The sequence below is a fragment of the Methanohalophilus portucalensis genome (assembly GCF_002761295.1).
In the GTDB taxonomy this organism is placed as follows: domain Archaea; phylum Halobacteriota; class Methanosarcinia; order Methanosarcinales; family Methanosarcinaceae; genus Methanohalophilus; species Methanohalophilus portucalensis.
Genome location: NZ_CP017881.1, coordinates 1,610,584 through 1,635,478, shown reverse-complemented (window position 1 = coordinate 1,635,478; position 24,895 = coordinate 1,610,584). Strand labels below are relative to the sequence as shown.

25 protein-coding genes, 1 tRNA gene and 1 pseudogene are annotated in these 24,895 nt (G+C 42.5%); 9 read left to right on the top strand and 18 right to left on the bottom strand.

Annotated elements, in window-relative coordinates; all coding sequences use genetic code 11:
* Positions 1-3: 3 nt before the first annotated feature.
* The 5 genes from BKM01_RS08430 to BKM01_RS08410 all read right to left on the bottom strand — a co-directional run bounded on the left by BKM01_RS08430 (position 4) and on the right by BKM01_RS08410 (position 5,345).
* Entirely contained in the window at positions 4-1,536 is a 1,533-nt protein-coding gene (locus BKM01_RS08430) for a class I SAM-dependent DNA methyltransferase (RefSeq protein ID WP_072359528.1), read from the bottom strand.
* A 209-nt stretch (positions 1,537-1,745) separates the two neighbouring features.
* Entirely contained in the window at positions 1,746-2,120 is a 375-nt protein-coding gene (locus BKM01_RS08425; protein ID WP_072359526.1) for a PH domain-containing protein, read from the bottom strand.
* A 93-nt stretch (positions 2,121-2,213) separates the two neighbouring features.
* Entirely contained in the window at positions 2,214-3,059 is an 846-nt protein-coding gene (locus BKM01_RS08420; protein ID WP_072359524.1) for a DMT family transporter, read from the bottom strand.
* A 101-nt stretch (positions 3,060-3,160) separates the two neighbouring features.
* On the bottom strand, positions 3,161-4,237 hold the full coding sequence (locus BKM01_RS08415) for a uroporphyrinogen decarboxylase family protein (RefSeq protein WP_072359523.1): 1,077 nt from the start codon (positions 4,235-4,237) through the stop codon (positions 3,161-3,163).
* A 298-nt stretch (positions 4,238-4,535) separates the two neighbouring features.
* Positions 4,536-5,345: a ZIP family metal transporter gene (locus BKM01_RS08410; protein ID WP_233125613.1), complete on the bottom strand. Its 810-nt coding sequence runs from the start codon at positions 5,343-5,345 to the stop codon at positions 4,536-4,538.
* Between the two features lie 124 nt (positions 5,346-5,469).
* Between BKM01_RS08410 and BKM01_RS10925 the strand changes: the two genes are divergently transcribed.
* The 4 genes from BKM01_RS10925 to BKM01_RS08395 all read left to right on the top strand — a co-directional run bounded on the left by BKM01_RS10925 (position 5,470) and on the right by BKM01_RS08395 (position 8,135).
* Positions 5,470-5,625 (top strand): hypothetical protein, encoded by a 156-nt coding sequence (locus BKM01_RS10925; protein ID WP_169922782.1) that lies wholly within the window; start codon positions 5,470-5,472, stop codon positions 5,623-5,625.
* Positions 5,626-6,228: 603 nt separating this feature from the next.
* Complete coding sequence (locus BKM01_RS08405) at positions 6,229-6,756, top strand: fasciclin domain-containing protein (RefSeq protein ID WP_072359519.1); 528 nt, start codon at positions 6,229-6,231, stop codon at positions 6,754-6,756.
* A 283-nt stretch (positions 6,757-7,039) separates the two neighbouring features.
* Positions 7,040-7,807: a phosphoribosylaminoimidazolesuccinocarboxamide synthase gene (gene purC / locus BKM01_RS08400; RefSeq protein WP_072359516.1), complete on the top strand. Its 768-nt coding sequence runs from the start codon at positions 7,040-7,042 to the stop codon at positions 7,805-7,807.
* 37 nt (positions 7,808-7,844) lie between these two features.
* Positions 7,845-8,135 carry a MarR family transcriptional regulator gene (locus BKM01_RS08395; protein ID WP_072359514.1) on the top strand — a complete coding sequence of 97 codons (291 nt, stop codon included), beginning with the start codon at positions 7,845-7,847 and terminating at the stop codon, positions 8,133-8,135.
* 48 nt (positions 8,136-8,183) lie between these two features.
* Here BKM01_RS08395 and purE read toward each other — a convergent pair whose 3' ends face one another.
* Positions 8,184-8,567 (bottom strand): 5-(carboxyamino)imidazole ribonucleotide mutase, encoded by a 384-nt coding sequence (purE, locus tag BKM01_RS08390; RefSeq protein WP_332882195.1) that lies wholly within the window; start codon positions 8,565-8,567, stop codon positions 8,184-8,186.
* Positions 8,568-8,842: 275 nt separating this feature from the next.
* Here purE and ppcA point away from each other — a divergent pair, with 275 nt between their 5' ends.
* The 3 genes and pseudogenes from ppcA (at position 8,843) to BKM01_RS08370 (ending at position 11,316) form a co-directional block, all read left to right on the top strand.
* Entirely contained in the window at positions 8,843-10,423 is a 1,581-nt protein-coding gene (gene ppcA / locus BKM01_RS08385; RefSeq protein WP_072359512.1) for a phosphoenolpyruvate carboxylase, read from the top strand.
* 2 nt (positions 10,424-10,425) lie between these two features.
* Positions 10,426-10,804 (top strand): annotated as a pseudogene (locus tag BKM01_RS11095) (carbamoyl-phosphate synthase domain-containing protein).
* Positions 10,801-11,316 carry a glutamine amidotransferase-related protein gene (locus BKM01_RS08370; protein ID WP_072359508.1) on the top strand — a complete coding sequence of 172 codons (516 nt, stop codon included), beginning with the start codon at positions 10,801-10,803 and terminating at the stop codon, positions 11,314-11,316. The pseudogene BKM01_RS11095 and the gene BKM01_RS08370 overlap by 4 nt, the downstream one beginning before the upstream one ends.
* Positions 11,317-11,569: 253 nt before the next feature.
* On the opposite strand, the gene BKM01_RS08365 is transcribed toward BKM01_RS08370, so the two are convergent.
* From BKM01_RS08365 to BKM01_RS08345, 5 genes are all read right to left on the bottom strand, one after another.
* A tRNA-Thr gene (locus BKM01_RS08365) sits at positions 11,570-11,641 on the bottom strand.
* 65 nt (positions 11,642-11,706) lie between these two features.
* Positions 11,707-12,702 (bottom strand): class I SAM-dependent methyltransferase, encoded by a 996-nt coding sequence (locus tag BKM01_RS08360; protein ID WP_072359506.1) that lies wholly within the window; start codon positions 12,700-12,702, stop codon positions 11,707-11,709.
* 4 nt (positions 12,703-12,706) lie between these two features.
* Positions 12,707-13,318, bottom strand: a complete 612-nt coding sequence (locus BKM01_RS08355; RefSeq protein ID WP_072359504.1) for a LysE family transporter — start codon at positions 13,316-13,318, stop codon at positions 12,707-12,709.
* Positions 13,319-13,368: 50 nt separating this feature from the next.
* Positions 13,369-14,382 carry a transcription initiation factor IIB gene (locus BKM01_RS08350; RefSeq protein WP_072359502.1) on the bottom strand — a complete coding sequence of 338 codons (1,014 nt, stop codon included), beginning with the start codon at positions 14,380-14,382 and terminating at the stop codon, positions 13,369-13,371.
* A gap of 47 nt (positions 14,383-14,429) precedes the next feature.
* Positions 14,430-14,690, bottom strand: coding sequence for an H/ACA ribonucleoprotein complex subunit GAR1 (locus BKM01_RS08345; protein WP_072359500.1), 261 nt, complete (start codon positions 14,688-14,690; stop codon positions 14,430-14,432).
* A gap of 273 nt (positions 14,691-14,963) precedes the next feature.
* Here BKM01_RS08345 and ppdK point away from each other — a divergent pair, with 273 nt between their 5' ends.
* Entirely contained in the window at positions 14,964-17,621 is a 2,658-nt protein-coding gene (gene ppdK, locus BKM01_RS08340; RefSeq protein WP_198926184.1) for a pyruvate, phosphate dikinase, read from the top strand.
* Positions 17,622-17,637: 16 nt separating this feature from the next.
* Here ppdK and BKM01_RS08335 read toward each other — a convergent pair whose 3' ends face one another.
* From BKM01_RS08335 to dph5, 5 genes are all read right to left on the bottom strand, one after another.
* The gene (locus BKM01_RS08335; protein WP_072359496.1) at positions 17,638-18,531 is read right to left on the bottom strand and encodes a carbohydrate kinase family protein; all 894 of its coding nucleotides are present in this window, start codon (positions 18,529-18,531) and stop codon (positions 17,638-17,640) included.
* A 13-nt stretch (positions 18,532-18,544) separates the two neighbouring features.
* Positions 18,545-18,889 (bottom strand): DUF555 domain-containing protein, encoded by a 345-nt coding sequence (locus BKM01_RS08330; protein ID WP_072359494.1) that lies wholly within the window; start codon positions 18,887-18,889, stop codon positions 18,545-18,547.
* A gap of 161 nt (positions 18,890-19,050) precedes the next feature.
* Entirely contained in the window at positions 19,051-19,332 is a 282-nt protein-coding gene (locus BKM01_RS08325) for a DUF357 domain-containing protein (protein ID WP_072359492.1), read from the bottom strand.
* Between the two features lie 10 nt (positions 19,333-19,342).
* Positions 19,343-20,977 (bottom strand): ATP-binding protein, encoded by a 1,635-nt coding sequence (locus BKM01_RS08320; RefSeq protein ID WP_072359490.1) that lies wholly within the window; start codon positions 20,975-20,977, stop codon positions 19,343-19,345.
* Between the two features lie 45 nt (positions 20,978-21,022).
* The gene (dph5, locus tag BKM01_RS08315) at positions 21,023-21,829 is read right to left on the bottom strand and encodes a diphthine synthase (RefSeq protein ID WP_072359488.1); all 807 of its coding nucleotides are present in this window, start codon (positions 21,827-21,829) and stop codon (positions 21,023-21,025) included.
* 142 nt (positions 21,830-21,971) lie between these two features.
* Here dph5 and thsA point away from each other — a divergent pair, with 142 nt between their 5' ends.
* Positions 21,972-23,600 carry a thermosome subunit alpha gene (thsA, locus tag BKM01_RS08310; protein ID WP_072359486.1) on the top strand — a complete coding sequence of 543 codons (1,629 nt, stop codon included), beginning with the start codon at positions 21,972-21,974 and terminating at the stop codon, positions 23,598-23,600.
* A gap of 24 nt (positions 23,601-23,624) precedes the next feature.
* Here thsA and BKM01_RS08305 read toward each other — a convergent pair whose 3' ends face one another.
* Together BKM01_RS08305 and BKM01_RS08300 are read right to left on the bottom strand one after the other, a co-directional pair.
* On the bottom strand, positions 23,625-24,203 hold the full coding sequence (locus tag BKM01_RS08305; RefSeq protein ID WP_072359484.1) for a DUF2119 domain-containing protein: 579 nt from the start codon (positions 24,201-24,203) through the stop codon (positions 23,625-23,627).
* A 7-nt stretch (positions 24,204-24,210) separates the two neighbouring features.
* Complete coding sequence (locus BKM01_RS08300) at positions 24,211-24,867, bottom strand: S4 domain-containing protein (protein WP_072359690.1); 657 nt, start codon at positions 24,865-24,867, stop codon at positions 24,211-24,213.
* Between the last annotated feature and the right edge of the window lie 28 nt (positions 24,868-24,895).

Here is a 24,895-nt window from a genome sequence, read left to right as displayed (position 1 = left end):
CAATCACAACTCATACCCAATCCCCTTCAAATTCTCCTTAATCCGCTCTTCCAGCTCCCGGGACTCCCTGAACTGCTTCGCCAATTGAGTTGTCAGCCGCTCCATCTTCTCCTCGAAGGGCTCATCGTCCTCTTCCTCCTCGGCAAAGCCCACATAACGGCCCGGGGTCAGGATGTGGTCGTGCTTTGCGATCTCCTCGAGGTTTGCGGACTTGCAGAAACCCGGGATATCCTCATATGTAAAACTGACATCCTCACCGCGCCAGGCATGGTAGGTGTCGGCGATCTGCTTAATCTCCTCATCCGTGAGTTCCCGGTGGGTGCGATCCCGCAAATAACCCATCTCCCGGGCATCAATGAACAGCACCTCACCCCGGCGGTCCCGGAATTTGTTATTCTGCTTGTCGCGGGTCACAAACCACAGGCAGGCCGGGATGCCCGTATTGTAGAACAACTGGCCCGGCAGGGCTATCATGCAATCCACCAGGTCCTCTTCCACGATACTTTTGCGAATATTTCCCTCGCCTGCGGTATTTGAGGACATCGAACCGTTGGCCAGCACAAAACCCGCAATGCCTGTAGGGGAGAGATGGTGGATGTAATGCTGCACCCAGGCAAAATTCGCATTGCCCTTCGGCGGCCTGCCGAACTGCCACCTGCTGTCATCGGCCAGCTGGTCGCCTTTCCAGTCCGAATCATTAAACGGCGGATTGGACAGGATAAAATCCGCCTTCAGGTCCCTGTGCCGGTCATCATGGAAAGAATCGCCCCACTGGATATTACCGTCTATGCCCCTGATGGCAAGGTTCATCTTGCACAACCGCCAGGTCGTCTGGTTGGATTCCTGGCCGTACACCGCGATATCATCAACCCGGCCGCCATGGGCCTCAATGAACTTCTCACTCTGCACAAACATCCCGCCCGAACCACAGCACGGATCGTACACCCTGCCGTGGTACGGCTCGATCATCTCGGTAAGCACCCTCACAATACTGCGCGGGGTATAGAACTGACCGCCACGCTTGCCCTCTGCATCCGCAAACCTGCCCAGGAAATACTCGTAAACCCTGCCCAGCACATCCCTGCTGCGGTTCTCCCGATCTCCCAGTCCTATCGTTCCGATCAGGTCGATCAACTCCCCGAGTCGCTGCTTATCCAGGGCCTCCCGGGCATAATTCTTCGGCAGCACACCTTTCAGGGTGGAATTATCCCTCTCAATCGCAGCCATCGCATCATCAACAAGTTTGCCGATAGTCGGTCTCTTGGCATTATTCTGCAGGTACTCCCAGCGGGCTTCCGGAGGCACCCAGAAAATATTCTCGGCCAGGTACTCATCCTGATCTTCTGGATCGGCCCACTCGTCCTCTTTGAGTTCAGTGTACTTCTCCTCAAAAGCATCGGAAATATACTTCAGGAAAATCAAACCCAGCACGACATGCTTATACTCCGCAGCATCCATATTATTCCGGAGTTTATCTGCAGTCTGCCACAACTTCTCCTCAAAATTGATATTCTCACCCGTTGATTCCCTGCTCATTGTGATCTCTCATTAATTGTGATAATACATAGGGGAAATAATACAATGCATATAATTTTATTGCATTAGTTATTGCAAAAACAACAAACAGTTAAACCCCTGCAAATTCCATCGATAAATAGACACAGGAAATCCCATTGAAATAAGAAGAATCCAGCGGGCATACATATCACCCGCCTTGCTAAATAAAAAACCATAATCCGATAAAATCAGCCAAGCACATGTGTGGACAGTACTTTCTGCAACTCATAAATATCCACTTTTTTGTTGAAGGTCTTTTCAATCGGCCGTGGATCACTGCCAATCCATATCTTAAGTTCTGCATCCAGATCGAAATGCCCTGCAGTCTCAATGCTGTATTTTGATATCTTGTCATAGGGAATCGACAGATAACTTCTTTTCTTGCCCGTCATGCCCTGTACATCAACGACAATTAACCGTTTATTTGTGAAAATAAACGTATCCCGGATGACAACAAAGCCAATCTCTATTGTTTCCCCGTCACACATAAGTTGTCCATAATCCGATTCCAATTTCTCAGGTTCAACAACACCTGCATTACCAAAAATACCAGAAAGGCCCATATGATCACTACTCCATTCTTTATTAATAAACAGCAATAACAAATATACTAATAAAGATATAAACTTATCTAATAATTTCAAAGGGCTCTGCCATCAAATCGAAATCAGCACAATAGCCACCAGGGCAGCTGCCACTCCCATCCATTGTTTCTGAGCAAGTTTTTCCTTCAGTATGAACCAGGCCAAAAGTACTGTGCCTGCAGGATACAGTGAAGAGGTAATTGATGCAATATCCAGCCTGCCAGCCTGGGAAGCAAGAGCATAGAAGGTATTTCCCCCGGTATCAAAAATCCCTGCCACAAGGATTACAGGCAAAACACTGCGCTCGGGCATCTCTACCGGACCGGACAGGGCGATGAACACAAGCAAGACACCTACAGCAGCGATCCTGGCAGCAGTAAGGGGCCACAAAACCGCCGTTTCACTTACAAGATCTATTGTAATAAAGAAAAGACCAAAACCCAGACCTGCTGTAAGAGGCAGGTACATATCTTTTTTCTGCACAGTGATTCCTTCACTGTCTGCGGCTATCAGCCACACAGCAATCAGGGCAACCACAAAACCCAGCAGTTTGTGAACTTCAGGCAAACCCTCAAAAATAGCAGCATATATTACCGGCACACCCGCAGCCACAACCGCTGACACAGGGGCAACAAAGCCCATTTTACCCATTGAAAGCCCTTTGTACAGGGACAGCAGAGCGATACTAATGAAAATACCGGCAAGTACTCCCCATATAATACCATCAAACGGTGGAAACGTTTCCCCGATTATGTATGCAGAACCTGCAAGGAGAAACACGCCAACTGCCTGGGTAATCAGTACCACTGCATAGACATTTGCCTTCTTTGAGGCAAATCCTCCGCTAAAGTCACCGGCTCCCCAGGAAGCGGCAGAAATAAGCCCAAAAAATACGACTAGGAATTCAGCAGGAATCATTTGTTAGCCCACATTTAATAGTGTATTCTAAACAATAAAGCCGGCAAGTATAAAGGTCTTATTAAAAATGCTACAAAATCAAATAAGAAAAAGAAGGAAAATTAGATGTAACTTCCATACATTTCGGCGGCATCCATCATTGCCATAACCTTTATAGGTGGAGCATCCAACGGGAATTCACAACCCGGAGCCAATATATAGCCACCCGGCGAATCAATACCTTCTTCAATATTTTCCTTGCAGAGTTCCAGAACTTCCTCGTATGTACTGTTCAGGAACAATGGCGGATTGATATTACCGCATATAACATCATAGTCCCCAAATGCATCAATCTGGTTCTTGATAGGAGTTTCCGGACCAAAAAGCCATACATATTTACCTGCCCAGTCATTTTCCTCCCTCATTTTGGTATAGTAGGGAACATTGGCATTCTGGTTTGCACAGGGATGCATAAGTACAGCATGTATACCTAATTCCTTAACATGATTATGGATCTTTTGCATGTATGGATAAGCAAACTCCTCAAACATCTGTGGAGATATCATGGTATTTGATTCTGAAGGACCACCATCAAAGGGAAGAAGGGCTTGTGGACCGTATTTATTGGCAAAGTAGTCAAGTGCATTTATGAACATGTCACTTACTTTTTCGAGTAACTGGTGCACCTTATCCGGATCAGTAAGGATCCATGAAAAAAATTCAGATGTCTCAGCTACCACCGATGCGGCAGTGAAAGTACTTCCTATCTGTACAGTGATGGGCATCCCGTGTTCTGCACATCTTGAAGCCACGATATCAGCCTGTTTGTACCCACCGGGAAGTTCTTTCTTAAAGTCAGGAACTCTTATATTCTCAATATCATCAATTGTATTTACAGGATGTTCTATGACATACGGTGCACCTTGGCCTTTCCCATAGGGAAAACCGATTTTACCTCCGAATTCCCAGGGCCCTAATGATGCATATCCATACATTGGTGTTTGTTCATAGCCGTGAAGACGCATTGATGCAAACTGTGCATCAAAACATTTGTTCCCATCTGCATAGAAATCACCTAGAGATATTCCAGTGATCTTTGATGCATACCCGAGAATAAAAGGTACTACCGGGATACGATCTGGTTTTTGCCCGGACATGACAGATGCCATGCGTTCAGGTGGTGTCATTCTTGAAGCCATTCCTAATTCATCCTAAAAAACTATATTTAATAATTTAATCCATTAACTTAAAAACCTATGCTATATTTTTAAAATGTGTGAATAAGTGAAAACAAATAACCAACTTACTTACTTATTTAGTACTAAATAGGCTATAAAAACTAAAAATAGTAATAACACAGAATTGTCAATTTAAAACTAAAGTAATTATATATTTATTGAGTGACAAATAGCAAATTTAAAACATAAATTAAGTAGACTTGTTAGTTGAAATTTTATATTTGTATTCTACTTGCAGATTATACAAAACAACTTCTTGTTAGCCAAAAGACACATCAAGAATCATCATTACAACAAAACCTATCATTGCACCCATAGTTGCTAAAGATGCATTGCCACCTCGTTGTGACTCAGGAATGATATCTTCAATCACAACAAAAATCATAGCACCCGCTGCAAAAGCTAAAGCATATGGCAATATTGATTCGACTAAAATAACAGACCCGGCCCCAACAACAGCGGCTATTGGTTCTACTATTGCAGATGCCTGCCCATAAATGAAACTCTTCGAGCAAGCCATACCTTCACGCCTTAAAGGTAGAGAAATCACAAGTCCTTCTGGGAAATTCTGAATACCAATTCCTATAGTAAGAGCCAAAGCACCTGCCAAGTTAGCAGATGCAGAACCAACTGCAACTGCTCCAAATGCAACACCAATAGCAAGTCCTTCAGGGATATTGTGTAATGTCACCGCAAGAACAAGCAACGTACTTCGCTGCCAAGACGTTTTGATACCTTCTGCATCTTTTGATAGACGGCCATATTGAAGATGAGGAAATAATTCATCTATTCCTCTTAAGAAAAGCCCGCCAAGAAGAAAGCCAACTGTCGCAGGAAGCCAAATAGGAACTTCCTTTACTGATGACATTTCAATAGCAGGAGAAAGGAGTGACCAATAACTTGCAGCTATCATCACACCTGCTGCGAAACCAAGCATAGTATCAAGAAACTTGCGATTAATCTCTTTGATCAAAAATACACTTGCAGCTCCAAGTGCAGTAAAACTCCATGTAAAAATTCCTGCAAGTAGAGCCTTTACTACCGGACTTAAGTCTTGTAAAAAATCCACCACACCTCCAGATTCTCCATCCCTTGATATTTATTTTAAGTTTGTTTTGAATTGGTTATTAATTTAACTATCATTAAAAAAGAAGATATAAAATGAAATCCTATTCTTGTTGGGGAACTTACAAATGGGAATTGAAAACTATAATATTGAAAAATATATTCCAGACGACTTTTTGTCAACAGCATGGACAGTAGAACATGTACATATAAAACTCGCAGCTGGGATTATTCTACTTGTTCTCTATGCTATTCTTCTAACAAGATGGTTAGGGGGCTTATAACAAATTTATAGAATTTACTTTATTCCAAATAAAATATATAAAATTAATAATTAGATTTAAATTTTTAATAATGCAATTGTTGATCCAAAGTAAGATAGATAAAATAGGGTTTGTAAATTTTCCATATCAAAATCTAAAACCATCAACACCCAATATTTCACAAATTAACGAATCTCCTATATCGGAGATTACTCACTATGAAATATGCCCTCAAAATGGCATAATCAGAAATAATTTTGGAAATATTTGCTGCATATGGAAGGTTATGAAGAGGAAGTTTTGTATTAATCTGAAGTACAAAGTCATAGATTATTTGAGATATAATCTATACTCTGTTTATTATTTAGAAAGCTTCGCCCTGAGTCGTTTTAGCATTTACAATTTACTCTCTAAACAGCGGAGTTAATCTGTGGATGTGTCTTTGGAAATGGTTGGTGGTGTTATGCCACTGCTTCTGCCAGAATCAAAATCAATCATTTAGTTGAAAAAGGCATTCTCCCACCTACTTTACATTCTGGAAAATCGTGAGGGATATATAAAATATAGAAGACCTATAACTTAATATATCCTTTAATTGGGTCTTAAATATTGGGGGTTAGTGAAATGAAAATAATTAAAATGATGCTAGCATTGCTTGTAGCTACAAGCGTGTTTTTAGCCGGTTGTGCAGAGGAACCGGCCCAAGAAGAAATGGACATAGTTGAAACAGCAGTCGATGCAGGGTCTTTTGAAACGCTGGTATTGGCACTTCAATCAAGCGGTCTGGATGAGACATTGAGTGGAGAAGGACCATTTACTGTATTTGCACCTACTGACGAAGCTTTTGAGGCATTGCCTGAAGGAACTCTCGAAGATTTGCTGGAAGATGAAGAAGTACTTACCTATCATGTGGTTGCGGGAGAATACATGTCTTCTGATATTACAGATATGACATCTGCTGAAACAGTGCAGGGCGAGGAGATAGCCATAGAGGTGAGCGATGGAAGTGTAATGGTAAACGATGCAAGTGTGATCCAGGCAGATATAGAAACCGGCAATGGAGTCATCCATGTGATTGACAAAGTTATCATGCCTCCTTCAATGAAGGATAGCACCCAAACAACGGATATGGGGATGTCTGGAGACTACTGAACCCATAAATGAACAGGATATTACCTATTCACTTTTTTATTTTTTTTCTATTTATAAATTTTTTTTTTGAACTAAAATGTATGAAAAGTACATTATGCATATTAGTCATTTGATGAAAATCGTTAGACTCCCCATTACATGCAGCTCTTAATGACAATTATTTGCAGAATAATTGATATTAAAGTGTTTATCAATAACTTTTCTACAGAGATTAAAAGTGCTAGGTTCAGACATATGGAAACATATGACAAGTTATTTAAACTAGAGATGTAATTTATGGCATATGAAAGAAATGAATCTCAAATATGTTTCTTCAGGGAAAGCGAAAGATATCTATGAAAACTCAAGCGAAACCCTTCTTTTTGAATTTACCGACAGAGTAACTGCTTTTGATGGCAAAAAGAAATCGGACTACAATGAAAAAGGAGAGATCACTTGCAAAATTGCGGAGTACTGGTTCAATATAATGGAAAACAACAATATACCTACCCATTACATTGAGTGTCCGACTTCAACAAGTATGATAGTCAAACGTCTGGATATTATACCTGTGGAGGTTATCTGGCGAAATTACGTAGCAGGTTCCTTTTTGCGTCGATATGAAGCAGGCGAAATTAAACTCCCCGAAGGAGTGGGTACAGAAGAAGGTTCCCCAATACATGGTGGAATGATTGAGTTCACCACAAAGTTCGAAGCCGTGGACAGGCCGATAAACACAGACGAAATAATATCCAATGGCTGGTTGAGTGAAAAGGAAATAACATATATAACAGATCTAACACAAAGAATAAATGATATAATGAGTCAGGAACTAGCTGCCAGTGGTATAATACTGGCGGACTTCAAGGTAGAGTATGGAAGAAAACCTGATGGCGAAATAATTCTCGCTGATGAAGTTGGCACTCCTGATGGATGCCGTTTTTGGAAAAAAGATGAATTTGATGAGGGAGCCATAATTAGTCTTGACAAAGATGTATTCAGAAAAAGTATTGGAGACCTGACTGTTGCTTACAGGGAATTGTTTAACAAGTTGCAGAAAAACAATAAATGAAGTACAAAAACGGGTACTTGCATCATAGGAGACCCCCATGAAAGAGCTAAATGAGAAATCTTTAGATGAGCTGCTTATATGGGCCATAAGTGTCGATCGACGTCAGGTACTAATGGAGGCTATGAAGGATCATACGATAATCAAAGCTTCTGATATTGCTCACGAAACAAAAAGATCTACACAAAATATCAGCCGCGCTTTGAGAGAATTCGAAGAAAAGAATTTGATTAAATGCCTAACTCCCGATAAAGCAACTTGGAAGAAATATATTTTAACAAGTACAGGCAAAGAGATCTTAAAAAAAATAGAAGATGAATATTATGATTGATATTCATCTTTATCTGAAAGTATTTTGAACTACTAAACTTACTGAAATTTATTCTAAAAGGCTGAGAGCATCCTTTTCTACTTTAGCGGCAAGCTCCTTTCTATAAAATGCCAGTTTTGCTTCCATTTCCTTGTTATTGGCAGCCATAATCTGAATAGCTAGAATGCCAGCGTTATCTCCCCTACCGATCCCCACAAAGGCAACAGGAATGCCCGGCGGCATCTGAACGATAGAAAGTAGAGAATCATTGCCATCAAGCTGGGCATTCACAGGAACCCCGATAACCGGCTTCATTGTATGTGCTGCCACTACACCTGGGAGATGCGCTGCTAACCCCGCCACAGCTATGAAGACCTTAACATTGTTCTTATGAGCTTCTTCAATTACCTCAATGACCCTGCCGGGAGTTCTATGTGCTGATGCAACTGTAATTGCATAATCGATTCCGAATTTATCGAAGATCGCTATTGTTTTTTTGCTATTTCCCGGTCTGATTTGCTTCCTAGTATTATTGTTACATCGGTCATTGGTTCACTCTTTTATTCAATGATATGAGAGCGTATGCAAATATATGATAAAATATATAAACATATTCATATTTCTGCGGCTTTGAACCGTCATGTTTGTCATAAGTTATACCATAATATCATATTTTGCAATAACTTTAAATAACTTGTCATAATCATTCATAATATGTGTGATTCAATATGGGATCAAAGATCAAATTTCCAAAAGTGATGTGTACGCAGCATCCTGATTCAGTGTCAAAGTACACCTCTACCCAGGAAGAAATTACAGAAGCCTTTGAAGCGGTCACAAGATATGGATGCGACGAATACATGCCTGACTACGAAGGAAAGACCACACCATATCATCAAAATGTTCAGATTGTATCAAAGCTCATTGAGGAGACAAGATACATTCCCGGAAGGGATGTATTCATTACCCCCAGAGCACCGAGTGCAGTTCACGAAAACAGATTCAGGCAACTTATGGTAATGATGTCTGTTGCTGAAGCAAACTATAGCGCCTATGAATATTCAGAAGATCAGGCTATCTCTGAATTAGTACATCCAATGACAAGTAGCATCGAAGAAATTGTAGATGCACAGCAACATATGACAGATATAAGCAAGCTGGCCAAAAAAGAATTCAGTTTCGAAATGGATCCTCCCCGCATAATACCTTTGATCGAAGATGTACCTGGACTTCTGAATGCAAAGGACATTACGGCAAACACGATTCTCGGGTGCCAGGATCAACTGAATGATACATTTGAAAAATACAGGATATTTATAGGGAAATCAGACTCTGCACTGACATTCGGCCACGTTGCAAGTACCCTTTCGTGTAAGTATGCCATAAGCACTCTGCATGAATTGGAGACAGAAATAGATACAAGGATAGGGATTATATTTGGAGGGGGTTCCCTTCCATTCAGAGGACATGTAACCCTTGAAAATGCTGATAATTTTTTCGAAGAATACCGCGGAGTAGACACTCTAACACTCCAGTCTGGATTGAGATACGACCACGAAATTGGGGATGCAGAGAAGTTAGTTAAAATAGCCAAAGACAAACTTTCAAGTCAGCCGAATGTGTTATCCAATGATGAAAAAAAGGAACTTATCAACATTATAGCAATATTTGGTGCCCGGTACAACAAAGCAATGAAAAGTGTAGCACCGGTTATAAACAGCATTTCGGATTTTCTGCCTCAGCAGCGTGATCGTCTGACACGTCGTGGAAAGACCGGATACTCAAGAGATGCACCCGATATAACCCCTATATCGAACCTTTGCTGCAGTGATATCAAAAAGGAACTGGAGGCCTGTATGCCTTCAGAGAATCTTGATCTACCACGGGCAATCAAGTTTACAGGTGCCTTTTATTCTATAGGCTTACCTCCCGAAATCATCGGAACCGGATGTGCCATAGCGGATGTAAAGGAAAAAATAGGTGAAAAAGCTTGTGAGAGGTTACTGACAAAGTATTTCCCTTCCATGCAGTCTGATCTTCAATTTGCCTTTGATTATCTGGACATGAGTGTAGCATCTAAATTCCTGCCAAATGTTTTCATGAAGCATGTTTCCCAGGATATCGATATATTAAGAGACCTATTCGATCTGGACAATACATGCAATCCATCCTATGAAATCCTGCTTGAGATGTTGCCACCTGGAGTATTATTGCCCAATAGAAATTCAGGTGATGAAGATGAGGAACTCCTTCAGCTCACAAGGTCAGCACTTTTCAAAATGGGAAAAATTCGAAAATCTTTGGGATAATAATGAAAAAAGCAATATTGGTACTCGAAGATGGTACAAAGCTATTTGGAAAAGGATTCGGGGAAGTAGGTGAAACCTACGGAGAATTAGTGTTCAATACTAGTATGAATGGATATGTGGAGTCGCTGACAGATCCCTCGTATACCGGACAGATACTAATGTCTACATATACTGGTAGGAAATTATGGAGTATGTAGCGAGGACTGTGAATCAGAAACCATAAAGGCAAGCGGGTTTGTGGTGAAAGAAGTATGCAGGGCTCCGAGTAACTGGAGATCACAGATGGACCTTGACACATTCATGGAACAAAACGATGTTCCAGGAATAGAAGGTATGGATACCAGGGAATTGACTAAAAAATCCGTGAACATGGTACATTGAAATGCAGGATAGTTGTATACGAGAAAAATGAGCCTGACATTTCTTCCTTGATGAGGAGAACAATCGCACAACCTGGAATATCAGAATGCAAAGTTGTAGATCAGCTGTCCACAAAGAAATACAAGAGAATCAAGAGCATAGATGGGCCAGGAATAACGGTCATCGACTGTGGAATAAAGAACATTATACTCGAAAAACTCAAATCAAGAAATGCAGATGTACTAATTGTTCCATTCAATTCTACTTCCAGTGACATACTTAATACGGGCCCTGATGCAGTTCTGATATCTAATGGACCAGGAGATCCCTCAACATTGAAACATACTATATCTACCGTGAGAGAATTAACAGGAAAAATACCCTTGTTCGGGATTTGTCTTGGACATCAAATTATCTCTCTTGCATTGGGTGCAAAGACATACAAGTTAAAGTTTGGCCATCGTGGTACTAATCATCCAGTAGTAGACTGTGATATCGGTCGGGAGATCCATAGTCAGAAAAACTGTTTTTAATTTCAATTCCCATCAATTAGTAAAAGTATAAAGTTGGCTCAAATATTTCATTACTCTAACTTTTTAAAAACCCTCTATAAAAATTCGTTTTTCAAACGTAAAAAGTACTTTTTGTATGATTCATCAATATCACTCCATCGAATCTTTTGTTCGACATTCGTCAATGTCTTTTCTTGGGAATTTATCATGATCACCACGCCACTTTAAAAATAATCTAGCCGAGTGGAAGTAACTTATTTGAAAAAAGGCCGATAGCCGTCGGGGGGATTCGAACCCCCGGCCTGCTGATTACGAATCAGCCGCTATACCACTAAGCCACGACGGCAAATAGAGGCGTATCCAGATACGGATATTAGGATTTAACCATTTCGCTATTTTGCCTGCATAATATCAATTGATCCGCATATCAATACATACATTGTACTGATGGGGGGCATACGAACGGACCGAGCGGGTAGCCAGCACTTCAAATTCCCTACCTGCTTTTTTTGCGGCCCCTTCGATCAGGCAAAGAGAGGGACCAAAAAGATCATCTTCGTGTGCCATTGCGTAATAATGGATAATACCGCCGGGTTTTGTCAGGGCCACGGCCTCATCAACAAAATCACAGGCATTGTGAGGCAGGTTCATTATAACATGGTCTGCTACCTGACCCAGCCTCTGCGGAAGGTCACGGGCGTCTGCCACGAAGGCTTCAACATTATCCAGCCGGTTGGTTTCGATATTTTTTTGCAGGTACTCAACTGCGTGCGGATTTTTATCAATCGCATACACATAACCACATTTTTTTGCCGCCGGGATACTGTATGGACCCACACCTGCAAACATATCCACAACTACGTCATCCGGTTTCAGCTGCAAAACCACCCGTTGGCGTTCCGTGGAAAGCCGGGGTGTGAAATAAACCCTGGCAACATCCACCAGATACCGGCATCCATGATCCCGGTGCACCGTTTCGGTCCTGTCTTCTCCGGCAACCAGCCTGAAACTGCGTACCCGAAATTCCCCCGTGATCCCTGATTCCTCCTGTAAAACCACACGCAGACTCTTTCTAAACTCCAGAAGGGCCCGAGCAATTTTTTCAGGTTCCTCTTCATCGGCGTCAAGAATCGCAATATCCCCCACAATTTCAAAAGAGGGAGAAAACCCAAGTAAACTTTCGGGAGTAACCTGTTTCTTATTGGGTTGTAAGTCATGTTTGACCAGTTCTGCAGCATGGGGAAGATTTGAACAGACATCTTCCGGACACTCGTCCATAACAGGTACATACAGACAGTCATCATCTGCAGACAGCCTGTATGAATTATCCAGTAAGTCCATCTCCGCCAGTGCCTGCCTGACAGGCTCTCCAAATCGTTTTTTCACTTTCACACACAAACGTTCCATTGAATCACCCCAGGGCAAACCAGGTACCAAATCCTATCAGGAAAAGTCCGCAACAGGTGAGGACACCTCTATATATAGGTCCCGAAAAGAAACTTCTCGTCTTGCTAAGAGATGTGGAAACAAAGGTAAACCATCCAAGATCAGCCAGCCAGTGACCGACTACAAACATCACAGCAGCAAATATACCTATCTCCAATCCCCTGAGCACAAGTGCACTCCCTGCAGCCAGCCACCATATCCAGAAAAAAGGATTAGAAGCTGAAGTTAGTATACCTGCAGAAACAGGGTTTGCCAGAACTCCACCGGATAACCCTGAATCAATAGATGTGTTCCGGGACTGTATTATTGTAAGTAAACCAAATACAACAAGAACCATACCTCCTACAAAGAATATAACGGACATTTCCGCATCCCCTATAAGCGATGTAAGGCCCAGCACAATAAGAATGCAAATTAAAAGTTCAATCAAAGCATGGCCAAGGACAACTTCAGGTCCTGCCCTCCATCCTTTTTTCAAAGACCCTTCAATGGTGGCAAAAAGCATCGGGCCTGGCACAAGCGCTCCTGTAAGACCTACTGCGAACCCCACAAACAGCATGTCCAGTATTGCTAGCATGGATCGGGAAGAAAAGAAGTTGAAGGATATTAAAATTATCCTTCCAAATTTTAGAGGATAATCTCGATATCGAGTTCCTCTGCAAGTTCCTTGTAACGGTTACGAATGGTAACCTCTGTCACACCTGCCACATCTGCAACCTCACGCTGTGTGCGGCGTTCCCCGCACAGGATAGAGGCAATGTAGATAGCCGCAGCAGCAACACCTGTAGGCCCACGTCCGCTTGTTAATTCTTTCTCAGATGCCTGCCTCAGGATTTCTACACCGCGGGATTGCACCTCGCCTTTCAGGCTGAGACCCGAACAGAACCTGGGCACGTAATCTATCGGGGAAGTAGGCATTAGTTTGAGGGACAATTCCCTTGAAATGAAACGGTATGTCCTACCAATTTCTTTCCTGCTGACCCTGGATACTTCTCCAATCTCATCCAGTGTCCTTGGAACACTGCACTGCCTGCATGCCGCATACAGAGCAGCTGCTGCAACACCTTCAATACTGCGACCACGAATCAGGTTCTTGTCAACCGCTTTTCTGTAAACAACAGCTGCTGTTTCACGAACCGTCCTGGGAAGACCAAGGGCTGAGGCCATCCTGTCAAGTTCTGAAAGAGCAAATGCCAGGTTTCTTTCCGTTGCATTACTTACACGGATACGCCTCTGCCATTTCCTCAAACGATACAGTTGGGCACGATTCTTGGATGATATTGACTTTCCATAAGAATCACGGTTCCTCCAATCGATCATTGTGGAGAGACCTTTGTCATGTATCGTGTAGGTCATCGGCGCACCCACACGGGAGCGCTTCATCCTCTGGTCATGGTCAAAAGCCCGCCATTCAGGTCCTTCATCTACAAAATCAGCATCGACTACTAAACCACAATCCGCACATACAAGTTCTGCACGTTCGTAATCCTGTTCAAGATTGCGGCTACCACACTCAGGGCACTCAAGTGCCTTATTCTCTACATCAGTATTCTTTTCCTTCTCACGACGCGCTTTTATCATAGCACGCATTTTTTCTCGTTCGGAAGTGTCTGAATACCTTACCCTTTCAACTTCTACCATGTATTGGACCTCTGATTAAAATCACGGAATAAAAACGCAAACATTAATTATTTGACATACACCTTTTCTCGAATCCAGCTTTTTATCTTCGAATCTGGTACGTCACTAAAAATTTTGACTACAACATAAGGCTGGGAAGCCGGCCCTATTATATCGGAAACTTTGCCAATTCTTGCAACCTTCTTGTCCAGAACTGGCGACCCTTTTCGGGGCAATTCCTTTATATTGCATGAAGACATGCTTTCGGAGCCTTTAACTATAAGTTTCCTGCCACCTATCAGGTGGGACACTACTCCAAGCCTTTTCATACGCATTTTCCATTATATAAGGTAATTTGGAAGTATAAATAGATTAAATTGATTATATATAAATGTATCGCAACACCTTTAATATAAACAGATATAATTCCCGGGCACAAAAAAGGATATTAAACAAAATTAATTCTCCTGAAATTATTTCTTCTTTGCTTCAAAATATAATGCATCGTTAAACCTTAATATAAAATGAACTATTGTGTCATCTACTAACAAACAGGACCCTACATATAATCAGGAATCTACATTTCCATGGGAGGAAAGTTAGTGGCAGATGAAAAATTCGTTTATCTTTTTGGAAATAATAAAACCGAAGGAAAAAACAGCATGAAAGATTTGCTGGGTGGTAAAGGCGCAAACCTTGCCGAAATGGCAAACCTGGGTATTCCGGTACCTCCAGGTTTTACAATTACCACCGAAGTGTGCGTGCTCTATACAAGAGACAATCAATATCCACCCGGAGTGCTTGATGAGGTGGACCGGGCGTTACAAAAACTCGAAAAAGCAAATAACAAACAATTTGGCGATCCGGACAATCCTCTCCTCCTTTCTGTTCGCTCCGGAGCACGGGTTTCAATGCCTGGAATGATGGATACTGTTCTCAATCTCGGCCTAAACGACAAAACTGTCACAGGACTTGCAAAAAAGACATCTAACGAGCGTTTTGCTTATGATAGTTACAGAAGATTCCTGACAATGTTCGCAGATGTTGTACTTGGAATACCTACTGAAAATTTTGAAAAGGTAATAGAATCCCGGAAAAAAGAACTGGATGTAGAACTGGATACCGAACTGGACACGGATTCTCTCAAATATCTGGTCGAAAAATTCAAAGCAATAATAAAGGACAATACAGGGAAAGAGTTTCCACAGGATCCCAGAAAGCAACTCCAGATGGCAATCGATGCTGTATTCAATTCATGGAACAACCAGAGAGCAATAAAGTACCGCCGCCTGAATAATATACCTGACAATTGGGGTACTGCTGTAAACGTACAGAGCATGGTTTATGGGAACATGGGTGAAAAATCCGGAACAGGTGTGGCATTCACACGCGACCCTGCTACCGGTGAAAAATGCTTCTTCGGCGAATTTCTCACAAATGCCCAGGGAGAAGACGTAGTTGCAGGAATACGCACCCCACAACCCATCGAAGCACTTCAGGACAGCATGCCTGAGGTCTATGATAAACTGGTGGAGATCTACAGAAAACTGGAGAATCACTTCCGGGACATGCAGGACATAGAATTTACCATTCAGGAAGGTAACCTTTACATGCTCCAGACAAGAAACGGTAAGCGGACTGCAAAAGCAGCTATCAGAATAGCCGTGGAAATGGAAAAAGAAGGTCTCATTGATAAAGAAATTGCAGTATCACGTATCGAAGCTTCACAGATCGATAAAGTCCTCCATCCAATGATAGATCCTGATGCAAACCTCGATGTGATTGCTACTGGATTACCGGCATCCCCGGGTGCAGCAGTCGGAAAGGTTGTATTCACAGCAGAAGAAGCCGAAGAAAAATCCAAGGAAGGAAAACAGACCATTCTTGTACGTACCGAAACCTCACCGGAGGATATCGGAGGAATGGCAGCTTCTGAAGGTGTACTCACTGTTCGCGGGGGAATGACATCTCATGCCGCAGTTGTTGCCAGAGGAATGGGTAAACCATGTGTTGCTGGTTGTGGTGAAATTACAATCGATATGGACAAAAAAGAATTCACCAATGGGAAGGTTACTGTAAAAGAAGGAGACTATGTAACTATCGACGGCAGCACAGGAGAAGTCATACTGGGTGAAGTCAAACTCATTTCTCCTGAACTGAGTGGTGAACTTGATACAATTCTGGGATGGGCTGACAGTATCAGGTCCATAAATGTCAGATCCAATGCCGATACCCCCCATGATGCAACAGTAGCAAGGGAATTCGGAGCTGAAGGGATTGGCCTTTGCCGTACAGAGCATATGTTTTTTGGCGAGGAAAGAATCCCTGTTGTTCGTGAAATGATAATGGCAGAAAGCAGTCAGGAAAGGAAAAAGGCACTTGAAAAATTGCTTCCAATGCAAAAGGAAGACTTTACCGGAATATTCCGTGCAATGGAAGGTTATCCTGTTACAATCAGATTGCTTGATCCTCCACTTCACGAATTCCTGCCCAACCATGAGGAACTCACGGAAAAACTACGCGAACTGAAAACTAAGGGCGCCAAACAATCAGAGATAGCTGAAGTAAACCGACTGATAGGCGGAGTGGAATCACTCAAAGAAGTCAATCCGATGCTTGGCCACCGTGGATGCCGCCTTGGCATTACTTATCCGGAAGTGTACGAAATGCAGGTCAAAGCTATTATTGAAGCAGCATGTGACCTGAAAAAGGAAGGACTGGAAATTGTACCGGAAATCATGATCCCATTGGTCAGCCATGTCAATGAACTCAAGATAATCAAGGAAACAGTGAAATCCGCTGCACAGGAAGTAATGGATTGTAACGGTTCAACCATCGATTATCTAGTGGGAACCATGATAGAACTGCCAAGAGCAGCCCTGACTGCAGACCGTATCGCTGAAGAGGCAGAATTTTTCTCCTTTGGTACCAATGACCTGACCCAGACAACATTCGGTTTCAGCAGGGATGATGCAGGTAAGTTCCTCCCATCCTATATAGAGAACAATATACTAGAGCAGGATCCTTTCGCAGTACTTGATCAGGACGGAGTAGGTGAACTTGTCAAGATCGGTATTGAGAAAGGCAGAAACACAAATAGTAAACTCAAGATTGGTATTTGTGGAGAACACGGTGGGGAACCTGCTTCTGTAAAATATGGCCATAACGTGGGACTTAATTATGTAAGTTGTTCACCATTCCGTGTTCCAATTGCAAGACTGGCAGCAGCCCAGGCCGTGATCGAAAACAAAAATAAATAAAACAAAAAAGAAGAGATCAGAGGGGCAATGCTCCAAAGTTCTCTTCATATCTTTTTTTCATAGCACCCCATGTTGGCAGATTGGTCTGGCATCCAACACATTCCACTTCAAATGAAGCAACTGTTGCACCTATTTTACCACATACCTCAAAGGGTAGGCCTTTGCTGAAAGCCAAAAGGAATCCCGCTCTGTAACCATCTCCCGCCCCGGTGGGGTCCACAGCTTTTACAGATACGATGGGGATATAAATTTTTTTATCTTTACAATATATATTGCTTCCACTGGAATCACATGTGACTACAACCGTTGGTATGGATTTCTTCAGGTCACCAAAAGACCTTCCAGTCATCTCTTTTACACGCTTGACCTCATGGACATTGGCAAAGAGAATATCCGTATTATCCAGTATCGTAACCAGATGCTCTTTCGAGTAAGTAACCAGATCCTGGCCCGGATCAAAAGAAACAAACTTTGATTTCTGGGCCACCCGGGCATTGAAACTTGCCTCAGAAGTTGCAAGATGGACAAAATCCAGAGCTGGAGCTTCTATATCCGGCAACTTTGAAGATGAACCCCAGTAAAAGTAGGACGATTGATTATGATTTGGATCAGTATAGACAAAAGCTTTGGTACTTTCCTCACCTTCTATATGATAAAGAAGAGAAAGATCAACACCCAGATTATTCAGATGTTGCTCATAGCCGCTTGTGGAAAAATCATCCCCCACAGCAGCAACCAGACGGGAATTACCGCCCAACTGCGCCATTGCTGCGGCAATATTGGCAGCACCCCCTCCGAAAAGCACTTCGTAGCTTGTTATCGGATAGGATTCATTGGGTGAAGCGATATGTTCTACTTCAAAAAGATAATCCAATGCCGCATGTCCTACAACATCTATGGGGGCCGACATTAAATCTCCCACTTCATCTTACAAATTCTTCGACATCTATTACAGTTAGAGGGACATCCCTCAAGGTCCTTCCGATGACCGATTTGGCAATACGGGAAGCATGTTCGTCACTTTCAGCATCAAAAACTTTCATTTCCAGGATAAGGCCGACGATACCGGTATTTGCTGCTATGAAAACACTACTAAAAGGTTCATTACAGGCAGGACAGAAAGTAGAACCCACGTCAACTTCAACAAAATCAAGTTGGGGATTGAGCCTCTTTCCGGCTTCAGCAATTGCTACACCAATGGCATCATCTGCGCTTTTCACATCCCTTACCAACCAGGCGGCTTCAAGGGTTACATGATAACTCGGCATACTTTTCGTCTCCAGGTTTAAAACTTCTACATTCTCTCAAATTAAAACATCGCCATCAAAACTAATAAGCACAAATAGTATATTAAGCAATAAACTCAGTCATATTCGTTTCACTTATATTAATTCTCTGCTTAAATCGAATTTGAATAAGGTATGGCAGATCATATTGTAAATAACACATTATCATCTACATCAAAAATTCCAAGCCTTGCACCGGCATCCAGCCAGGCATGTCCATAACTGAAACATACAAGAGCATTTACAGGATCCTCAATTCTAACGAAATGAAGACCGTCATTGTAATAGGCTCGGGCCATATTCAGGTAATCATCTGCCACTTTCATCAAATGGGAATTGGTCCTGGGAGCAGGTTGTGCAAGCTCCAGGGCCTTTTTAAGCAATTTTTCATATCGTCCAACTTTCTCATTCAAATCCGCTGCCATTTATAACACCTTATTTACTTTCAGAGCCAAACAGCTTATTGAAAAGACCACCACTTTCTTTCTTTGGATTGCGGCTTGGTTTCCTTTTAGGTGGCGGGGATTGGGATTTTTTTTCTTCTACAGGTTTGGTTACAGGTTCTGTTTTAGACTCTTTTTTGACACCTGGAGAGGCTTTAGATGAAGATTTATTGAGAATTTTCACGGATTCCCCACCATGCTTGGATTTCCTGACACGTATATCCACAAGAATCGGGCGTTCAATATCATTGCTCACCAGCATCGCAATCCCGGGTGGCAGGCGTAACAATTCTTCTTCTACATAGGAATTTACACCCTCCAGACCTTTACTGATGGATTTAAGGTCATTTGGATTGGTAACTTTCAATATAATCTGGCTTCCACACTGTGAAAGTACATTTTTATCAACCCTTGCGGGCCTCTGGGAGATGACCAGCATACCCAAACCAAACTTTCGCCCTTCTGAGGCTATTGTTCGGAGAATTTCGGAACTGGAACTCTTGCTATACCCTCTTTCAGGAGCAAAATTGTGGGCTTCTTCCACAACAAGCATTCCCGGAGGAATCGTGCCAAGTTTGCGAGCTTCAAAAAGAGTATCACAGAGCTGGGCCACAATCATTGTCTGTATATGAGGGGGGACCCCTTTCAGGTCAATAATCGAAGCCTTACCATCCTGCATTAATTCTTCAACCGGAGTAGGTTGAGGGGAAAGTATATCCAGCTGGTTAATATCTTCAAGTAAATTAATTACATTCCAGCGGGCCTTACTTTCATTGTTACTGACCTCCCTGATTATATCATCAAGGAAATAGGTTTCCACATCAGCACGTAACCTGTGTACAGCTTCATAGAGAATGCCGGAATGAGTACTGTTAAAATTATCAGGAAATAAAGTCATCAGTTCACTGGGAGTAAGATTAACCCCGTTTAACCTGAAAAGATGATCAGCATTTGGATTAATTGACTTATCGGCAGGAGTATAAACCTGTACCCTGGAGCCGTATCCTTTGGATTTTATACCGTATTTTTTCAGGTCACCTTCATTTCCACCGGCTGATTCTTTAAGGGAAGAATATTCACTATGAGGATCGATTATCAACATGGGCACATTATGATCAAGTAATTCTTCAAGAATTACTCCGGCAGTGTAAGACTTACCACTACCAGTCTTTGCAAGGATACTACAATGTTTCTGTACAAGACTGTTCACATTAAGATGTACAGGAATACCGGTACCTTCAAGCAATCCGATATACATGTCATCTCCCACAAGACCCAGTGTATCTCTAATAAGTGTATCATCTGCCAGATAGACCAGATCCCCGGGACTGAAAGGACTCATAGGTGCCCTTAAAAGACCACGATCATCCCTGCTTCCTATTATTGTGGCAGAGGCCACTATACGGTCATCATTTCGATCTTTTCTCTGCCCTTTTTTAGCTTCTTCCAGAGAATATTTTTCACTGGAGCGCACAATTGACATTACCTGCGCAAGTATCCATCCATCTGTCTCATGCCATATTTTGACATAATGCCCTCTCAGAACTGCCGTACTGTCCGATATCAGGAACTTGAAATTAAGAGTTCCTGTTTCACCGAATATGACTCCTACTGAACCACGTACCATATTATACTCTCACCAGTAAATGATTTTTACACAGAATACTTCAAATTAATTTTCTTCCCCTTCTTCAAGGATAGATTCGGGTGCATCCGCAAGTTTAACAAGGGATTCTGCTTCGACAAAGTGTAGATCTGCCGGAATAGCTACAATGTGCAGGGGAGAGCCAAAATCGTAACTTTCGAGATTTTCAGCAAAATCTGCCTTTACAATAGGTTTTTCAGAACCTGCGTTTGCAATACCTACAGCTATTGAGCCTTTTATGAGATTTTCACCTCTTTTTTCATCTATCTTAAGCAAAAGTTCAATTCCCTGATTTACCGTCATATAGCCTTTATTCATATCAATATCAAGAAATACAGCCGTATGCAGACCCATCTGCCTGTTGTGTAGAATAGTATCATAGGGAGTTTCAGAAATAATGGTATTTCCCCGGGTGCTCGTGTATGGATGAGGAATGGTTGCAGCTTTGCCAAACCTGTAATTCTGGAGGCCAGTCAGACCGCATATAGCGGAGACTATGGAAGAGCCGTGGATCAAACGGGTTTCAATGCCCATCTCCATTGCTCTGAGCCGGATATCTACATGAGTAGTGGATACCATCGTGTCCCCGCCTGTTAGAAAAGCTATATCGATATCTTTTGCTTCTTCAAGCCACCAGGGATCTTGCTCTACTTCCTGCCTGTCAAGAACGTGTATTTCCCTGCCATACAGGTTTTCCATCTTTTCTTTATCCGCACCCATCAACCGGGAAGTATAGAATTCCACATACACCTTATCGGCATTTTTTATAACTTCAAGCCCTTTTACAGAAACATCCTTTTCATCAAATAACCCAAGTCCGACAAAATAAAGCATAGGCTTTATAAGAGCCCGCTCTATATATTAAAGGTTTTGAAAAGGGTAGCAATAGCAGAGAGTTACTGCGAAACGTATTTATAGAACCATAGACAGTTAGATTTCTTTATATACAGATTATTCATCAGGAGGTTCAACATCAATGCCAGGACATTATGGCGGACAACCCGCCTACATCATGAATCCCCGCACCGAACACAAGCAGGGAAGAGATGCTTTATCCGTAAACATCGCCGCGGCAAAGGCAGTAGCAAACATTGTTAGGACTACCCTTGGACCCAAGGGTATGGACAAAATGATGGTAAACTCCATTGGAGACATCGTCCTCACCAACGACGGGGCCATGATCCTCAAGGGAATGGATATCGAGCATCCAACTGCCAAAATGATCGTAGAGGTTGCCCGTACCCAGGAAGAGATTGCAGGTGACGGTACAACAAGTGCAGTCGTGACTGCAGGTACATTACTTGACAAAGCATCCGATCTTATAGAAGAAGGTGTGCATGCACGTGTTCTTGTAAGAGGATTCGAAAATGCATCTGAAAAAGCTCTGGAAATTCTCAATGAATTTGCCATAGATGTATCCGAAGGAAACAGGGAAACTCTTGAAAAAATAGCCAGCACTTCTATGTCAGGAAAAGCTTCCGAAACAAACAAGGAGATACTTGCATCACTTTGTGTGGATGCAATCCTGCAGATTAGCAAAAAGGGAAGTGTCAATGTAGACAACGACATAATCCTCAGACAGGAACCTGGAAAAAGTGTCGATGAAACAGAAATCCTCGATGGCATAATGCTCAACAAGTACAGGGTACACCCTGGTATGCCAAAAACTGTAAAGGATGCAAAGATCGCTATTATAGACACACCTCTTGAAACCCAGAAAACATCAAACACATCCAAATTACAAATTAGCAATGCTGATGAAATGCAAAATTTCCTTGCCCGTGAAGAGGATGATTTCAAGCAGATGGCAGACCATGTCATCAAAAGCGGGGCAAACGTCGTAATATGCTCCAAGAATATCGGCGACAAGGTAGCACATTACTTGCAAAAGAGCGGTGTTATGGGTATCCGCAGAGTCAGTGATGATGATATCAGGAACCTTTCCTATGCAACAGGCGCAAAAATTGTGAAAAAGGTCTTTGATCTCAGTGAAGAGGACCTGGGACATGCAGGCGAAGTTGGAGAAGAAGGAGAGTCCACCGTTGCCAAGATATTCATAAAGAAATGTGAAAATACAAAGGTAATTACCATTCTGCTTCGCGGGAGTACCGAACATGTCACGGACAATCTGGAAAGAGCCTTTGATGACGCACTCCATGTTATCAACTCCGTCTTTGAGGATGGCAAGATCGTGGCAGGTGGCGGTGCAGCAGAAGTGGAAATTGCCCAGAGACTACGTCATTATGCTTCATCCATAGGTGGCAGGGAACAACTTGCAATCACTGCATTTGCCGATGCCGTAGAATCCATACCCATGGATATTGCTGAAAACGGTGGAATGGATGCGACATCCGTAATCCTGAAACTGCGTAATGCACATGTCGAAAATCCCAATATTGGATTGGACATCTATAGCGGTGATTACCTTGACATGGTTGAAAAAGGAATAGTGGACCCCCTTCGTGTAAAGACCCAAACTATAAGGTCTGCTTCAGAAGTTGCAACCATGATCCTCAGGATCGACGACATGATGAGGGCACAGAAAAAAGATATGATGGATGTCAACCCCGAACATAACATCCATAACTACAACAGGCCTTTCTAAATGCCCGTCTGGCCTGTGACATATTCACAGGCCATAAAATTTTTTATAATCCTCAATTGCCTTAAGAGCCGCAGATGGATACTTTTTTTTCAAAAAGGCAATAAAATCATCCCGACCCTTACACTCTTTCATCCTATCAAGCATATGAAGTGCAAGTTCATATGATGCAGGATTTTCCCTTTGCACCTCCAGAGATAAGCAGAGGGCCTCTTTGGGGAAATGTAGCCTGATGTGAGGAGACACCGAACCAAGCAGCAGGCCTTCTTCCAGCACACTGTAAGGAGGAATCCCTGTTCTGGAAATACGATCCCTTCCGGCAAGTTTATGGAAATTCTGCTTTGAATAGGAATGAATCTCAATATATATCTCAGGCGCGCAATTGTTCACAAAAACAGGAATTTTAGAACCGGGACCTTTGTAGTAACCTTCATGAAGAGTAGAGAGATAGTGACCCCGGTCAACAAGGGGCAACAGGAAAAGAGAACCCGACAATGGAGGGTTCAACTTAAGCAGGAGTGTGGAAGTGTCTTTCCACTCACCACCATGCATCCCTGCAGCAAAAAGCCTGTAGGGCCTGCCCTCACCATAAACCTTGAGCAACATAAGTTCCTCATGTCTTTTTTGCCACTACGTAAAATTCCCTCTGGGCAGAATCCAGGACTTCCAGGACTTCAATTCCCAGTGATTTAATATTTTCAACCAAGTGTTTTTTATTTCTTCCCCTGCCCAGTTTAATTACCTGAAAAATCATTCCACCTTCCTTGAGAAGGGGGAGTACCTTGCCGAGGGCCTCTATCGAAGCCTCTGGCTCAAGAGTCATATCAGTAAGCAATACGTCAAAGGGACTTCCAGGTATTTTAGAAGTCGGCATCGTAAATACATCGTCAAGGATTATGGTAATATTTGGATTTTCATAAGCCAGCCTGCCAAGTTCTGAACGAAAATGGCGGCTGTATTCAATCCCTACGGCATTCGCACCGAGTTCACAGGCAAACATAAGGAAACCTCCCGCACTGGAACCCAGGTCCAATACGCTGTCGCCTTCTTTGATTAAATCAAATTTTTCCTGTATGTTACGAAGTTTAAAATATCCCCGGGGTTTATCAAGCCCTTCATCGACTTCTATTTCATTGAACTCGGACACTTCACGGGAAGATTTCGTTGTGACTTTCCCGTCAACCTTCACATGACCTTCACTAATTGCCTTCTTGGCCCTTCCCCGGGAACTGAAAAAGCCGGTTTCTATAAGATATACATCAAGTCGCATGAGATACAAGATGTACAACGCCCTATAT